We start from the raw sequence: 4,438 nt of genomic DNA on the forward strand, positions 1-4,438 counted from the left end.
GTCGCCCAGGCGGCTGTTGGCTTCGCGCGCCTGGGGCGTGTTCGGCCAGGTGACGATGACGGTCTCCAGCGCGCGTCCGCCGCGCGCAGCGTCCTCGCCCGCCAGGCGCATGGCCGCCTGCAGATCCTGCGCCGCATCGCCCGTAGGCGAGTGGGCGACGATCGGACCGCTCAGTTCAGCGGCTTCCTCGGCGGCCTTTTCGGCGCGCTCGACGCGGCCTTCCAGGTCGCGCAGGCGGCGGCTCATCTGCGTGTTCTCGCGCGTGACCTCGTCCAGTTGGAAGGTCAGCCGCTCGCTGTCGGCGTTCATGCGCTGGAAGGTCTGCTCCACGTCATTGAGGCGACGCTCCATGATCGAGACCTGACCTTGCAGGGCCACGACCTCGGGGTCCGTCTCGACCAGCACCGGCTCGCCCGCCGCGTTACGCTGGGTCAGAGCGCGCTCCAGACGGCGGACGTTGCGGTCCAACTGGTCCAGGCGGCGCTTGTCCCACTGGATCGGCTCCATCGGTTGCACCTGGGCGACGACGGCGCCCCCGATGAGGGTCAGGCCGATCGCCGTCAGAACGGCGGGTTTGGTGAGGCGGAATGGCGTCTTCAGCATGGTCCTGTCGTCCCATCGATTTGCGGCGACGGCAAGGCCCGGATCAATGTCCGAGCCCCAGATAGATGATGGAGACGATAAACAGCGTCGCCGCGATCTCGCAGAAGATCAGCAGGGCGATCGTCCGCCACAGGGTCGAAAAGATCTTCAGACTGTAGGCGCCCTTGAGCTGGGCGAACATATGCACCGGCACGATCAGGGCCGCGATGGTCCCGGCGGCCGCCCCCGCCCCTTTCAGCGTCGTGGCGACCAGCACCACCGCCATCAGCAACAGGGACATGAAGGTCAGGGAGTAGAGGACGAAAACCCCGTGGTCGTACAGGGTGAAACCCCGTTTCCACAGGAACATCAAAGCGACGAACGGGATCGACAGAGGCACCAGCAGGAAGGCGAATTTGTAGATGGTCTGCTGCAGCTTGTAGAGCGCCAGGTCCGGGTTTTTCAGCTTCTTGGCGACCGTCTTGGTCAGGCCGTTGGTCTGCCCGCTCTCCCCCGCGCTTGCGGCGATATCCGCCACCTGCGCCTGCCAACTGCCCGAAGCCAGACCGTCCTTGCGGCCCTCCACCGCATCCTTCTGCAGACGCTCCAGCTTGGCCTTTTCAGCGATGACTGCGCCCTCGGCCGCCGCCAGAGCGCCTGCGGCCACGCCCGCGCGAGCGCCGCTGTCCACCGGCGGCGGCGAACCGTCGGCCGGCTCCATCGCCGTCGCAGCCGCATCGACTTCCTTCCGGGCGGCGGCCACGACCTGCTCCGCTTCGGCTATCGCCTCCTTCTGGCTCTCGATCTGCTGCGGCAGGGGCGGCAGCGTCACCGCCTGATGCGGCATGAAGCTGAGGGCGAAGAACATGACGAACAGGGTGAACAGGAACATCGCCAGCGGCGAGACGTAACGGGTCCGCTTGCCCTGCACCCATTCGCGGGTCAGCCGCCCCGGATTGAGAATCAGCAGCGGCAGGGTGCGCCACAGGCGACCGTCAAAGTGCATCACGCCGTGCAGCAGTTCTTCGCCCAGATGCAGCAGGGTGCGGTGGACATGGGCCGCCTGACCGCAGTTGGAGCAGAAGTTGCCCGTGACCTCGGCCCCGCAGTCGGCGCAGGCGCCGTGAGGCTGACCCGCATGGCCGGTCGGTTTTTCGATCGCTCCGGCGATGACGCCCGCCGTCACCGCTCCACCCGCCGCTTCCAGATCCATGCCGTCCCTCCCCAGGATTCGCGGCGGACTTTGATCGCGTGAAGACGCAAAGAAAAGAGGCGCCGGCTTGCGCCGACGCCTCCATCCGTCTGTTTTTTTCGCCGTGCGGCTTAGCGCGGCGCGCCCGACACGATGGCGGTGCGGCCGTTACGGTTCTGGGCCCAGGCCGACTCGTTCGAGCCTTCCGCGATCGGACGCTCCTTGCCGAAGCTGATGGTGTCGATGCGGGCGGCCGGAACGCCGCGGCTGATCAGGTAGGAGCGCACGGCCTCGGCGCGGCGGGCGCCCAGGGCCAGGTTGTATTCGCGCGTGCCGCGTTCGTCGGCGTTGCCTTCGATGCGAACCGTGACCTGCGGATAACGGGCCAGCCAGGCGGCCTGGGCGTCCAGGCGCGGCTGGGCCTCGGAACGGACCGAATAGGAGTCCAGGTCGAAGTAGATACGGTCGCCGACGTTGACGACGAAGTCCTGCTCCGAGCCGGGCGCCGGGGCGCCGACGTTGCCGCCGCTGACGGGGCCGGTCGGGGCGGTCGGATACTGCGGACCGACGGCCGGCGGCGGCGTTTCGACCGGCACGGCCGGCTCGACCTTGGGCTTGGTGCAGGCGGCCAGCGAGGCCATGGCGACGCCGACAGCGGCGAGCCGGATCAGGGTGGAGGTGTTCATGGATCGTCTCCTTCTCATTCGGTTCGAGGCCGACGCCTCTAGCTTGACTGTATGCGAGCGCTGCTAACGCGCAGCGACAGACCGCGCCAGACGCGATAACGCACAGTTTATGGGAATGGCTCCGCTCGTGATCTCACGAAGCCGTAACATCGTTAGGCCGGACAGGAATCCGCGCCCTGACCGATGCCCAGATTGACCGGCGGCGCGTCCAGCAAACCCGACCAGGCCGGGTCCGAACCGCGTCCGTCATAGCCCGCCTGAGACACCACGCGACCCGACAGATCGACGGTCCACAGACGGGTGTCGCCGCCGGGGCTCTGGCGCGCGAAGGCGATGTAGCGGCCGTTCGGCGCCCACGACGGACCTTCCTCGAAATAGGAGGACGACAGGATGCGCTCGCCCGTGCCGTCGGACTTCATGACGCCGATGTGGAAGCGGCCGCCCTGCTGCTTGGTGAAGGCCACCAGGTCGCCGCGCGGGCTCCAGGCCGGGGCGGTGTAGCTGCCGCCGCCGCGGCTGATCGGGCGCTGGCCCGACCCGTCGACCCGCATGGTGTAGAGACGCGCCGACCCCGAGCGGTCCGAGGTGAAGACGATCTGGTTGCCGTCCGGGCTGAACGACGGCGAGGTGTCGATGCCGGGGTCGGTCGTCAGACGCGACAACTGGCGGCTGCGCAGGTTCATCACATAGACGTCGGTGTTGCCGCCCCGGATGATCGAGAAGGCCATCTTCGACCCGTCGTTCGAGAAACGCGGCGCCAGCACCTGGCCGTCGAACTCGCCCAGGCTCTCGCGGCGGCCGGTCGACAGATTGTAGAGGTAGATGCGGCTGTAATCCTTGCCCAGCGCCACATAGGTCACTTCGTCCGGGTTCGAGGCCGAGAAGCGCGGCGACATGATCACCTCATCGCCCTGGGTCAGGAAGACGGGGTTGTAGCCGTCCTGGTCGACGATGGTCAGACGCGACAGCTTGTTCAGCTGGGTGCCGCTTTCCGACACGAACAGGACGCGCGAATCGAAGAAGCCCGCCTCGCCGGTCAGGCGCTGATAGACCACGTCCGAAATCTTGTGCGCGATGCGGCGCCATTGCTCCGAGGTGGCGGTGAACTGGTAGGAGACCAACTGGCACTGGCGATAGGGGTCGTACAGGCGGAAGCCCACGTCGATCCGCCCGTCCGCGCGCGGCGTCACCCCGCCGTACAGCACCGCCTGGGCGCCGATAGAGGTCCACTGCGGGAAGTTCGGCGCATTGGCCAGGGTCAGGCCCGTCTCGACGAAGCTGGCCGGGTTCAGCGGGTCGAAGAAGCCGGATCGCTTGAGATTGCCGCTGATGACGCCCGAGATCTGCGAGCCGTTCTGGCCGGTGAAGGGCACGACCGCGATCTGGAGAGGACGCAGCACGCCCTCGTCCACCACCACATCCTGCATCGGCGCCACGACGGCCGGGGTGGATTGCGCCTGCACAGACCCGCCCAGCGCCAGGGGCGCGGTCATCGCAAGCACGGCGGCCGAGGCGAGAAAGCGGTTCAGGCTCATGGATCGATCCTTCGGGTCGTTACGGTCAGGCTGGCCGCCCCTCTTAACATCAGCGCGGCGGATGATCGCCAGCTTCACGGGGATTTAGGCGACTTTGGGGTGATAGGCGATTTCCGTCCTAACGGTTCCCGCATTGACGCTTGGTTTCAAAGCGGAACGGCACTTCCTGCGCCTGGAAACCATCGGGCACGGTGAAAGGCGAGGTCGCCCGCAGCGCCCGCTGCATGGCCTCGGACGCCGCGCGCCACGTCGGGTCGCTCCGGGTGTCCTGAAGGCGCGGCGTGCCGATGATCTGGCCGTCGGCGCTCAACCGCACCGTCACGCGGATCACCAGGTCGTCCATGCCCGGCATGTCGCAGTTCAGGTTCCAATTCGGCGTCACCTGGGCGCCCAGGGCGGCCAGTTGCGGGCCGGTGGCGCGCGGAGCAGAACCAGCGCCCTGC

General features: G+C 67.5%; 5 protein-coding genes. All 5 read right to left on the bottom strand.

Annotated features, from left to right (window positions below; all coding sequences use genetic code 11):
• Positions 1–603 (bottom strand): tol-pal system protein (locus RT567_RS13995; RefSeq protein WP_313576890.1); only part of this gene is annotated, 603 nt, incomplete at its 3' end.
• A gap of 43 nt (positions 604–646) precedes the next feature.
• Complete coding sequence (locus RT567_RS14000; protein ID WP_313576891.1) at positions 647–1,795, bottom strand: DUF3667 domain-containing protein; 1,149 nt, start codon at positions 1,793–1,795, stop codon at positions 647–649.
• 110 nt (positions 1,796–1,905) lie between these two features.
• The gene (pal, locus tag RT567_RS14005) at positions 1,906–2,460 is read right to left on the bottom strand and encodes a peptidoglycan-associated lipoprotein Pal (protein WP_292060255.1); all 555 of its coding nucleotides are present in this window, start codon (positions 2,458–2,460) and stop codon (positions 1,906–1,908) included.
• A 152-nt stretch (positions 2,461–2,612) separates the two neighbouring features.
• Positions 2,613–3,995, bottom strand: a complete 1,383-nt coding sequence (gene tolB, locus RT567_RS14010) for a Tol-Pal system beta propeller repeat protein TolB (RefSeq protein WP_313576892.1) — start codon at positions 3,993–3,995, stop codon at positions 2,613–2,615.
• A 118-nt stretch (positions 3,996–4,113) separates the two neighbouring features.
• A partial coding sequence (locus RT567_RS14015; RefSeq protein ID WP_313576893.1) for a TonB C-terminal domain-containing protein occupies positions 4,114–4,438 on the bottom strand: 325 nt, incomplete at its 5' end.

The organism is Brevundimonas sp. (assembly GCF_032107865.1).
Classification (GTDB): Bacteria; Pseudomonadota; Alphaproteobacteria; order Caulobacterales; family Caulobacteraceae; genus Brevundimonas.

What these genes read in the sequence shown, in the direction of transcription:
- pal (WP_292060255.1), bottom strand. Translation starts at nt 2,460, where the DNA reads ATGAACACCTCCACCCTGATCCGGCTCGCCGCTGTCGGCGTCGCCATG.
- tolB (WP_313576892.1), bottom strand. Translation starts at nt 3,995, where the DNA reads ATGAGCCTGAACCGCTTTCTCGCCTCGGCCGCCGTGCTTGCGATGACC.
- RT567_RS14000 (WP_313576891.1), bottom strand. Translation starts at nt 1,795, where the DNA reads ATGGATCTGGAAGCGGCGGGTGGAGCGGTGACGGCGGGCGTCATCGCC.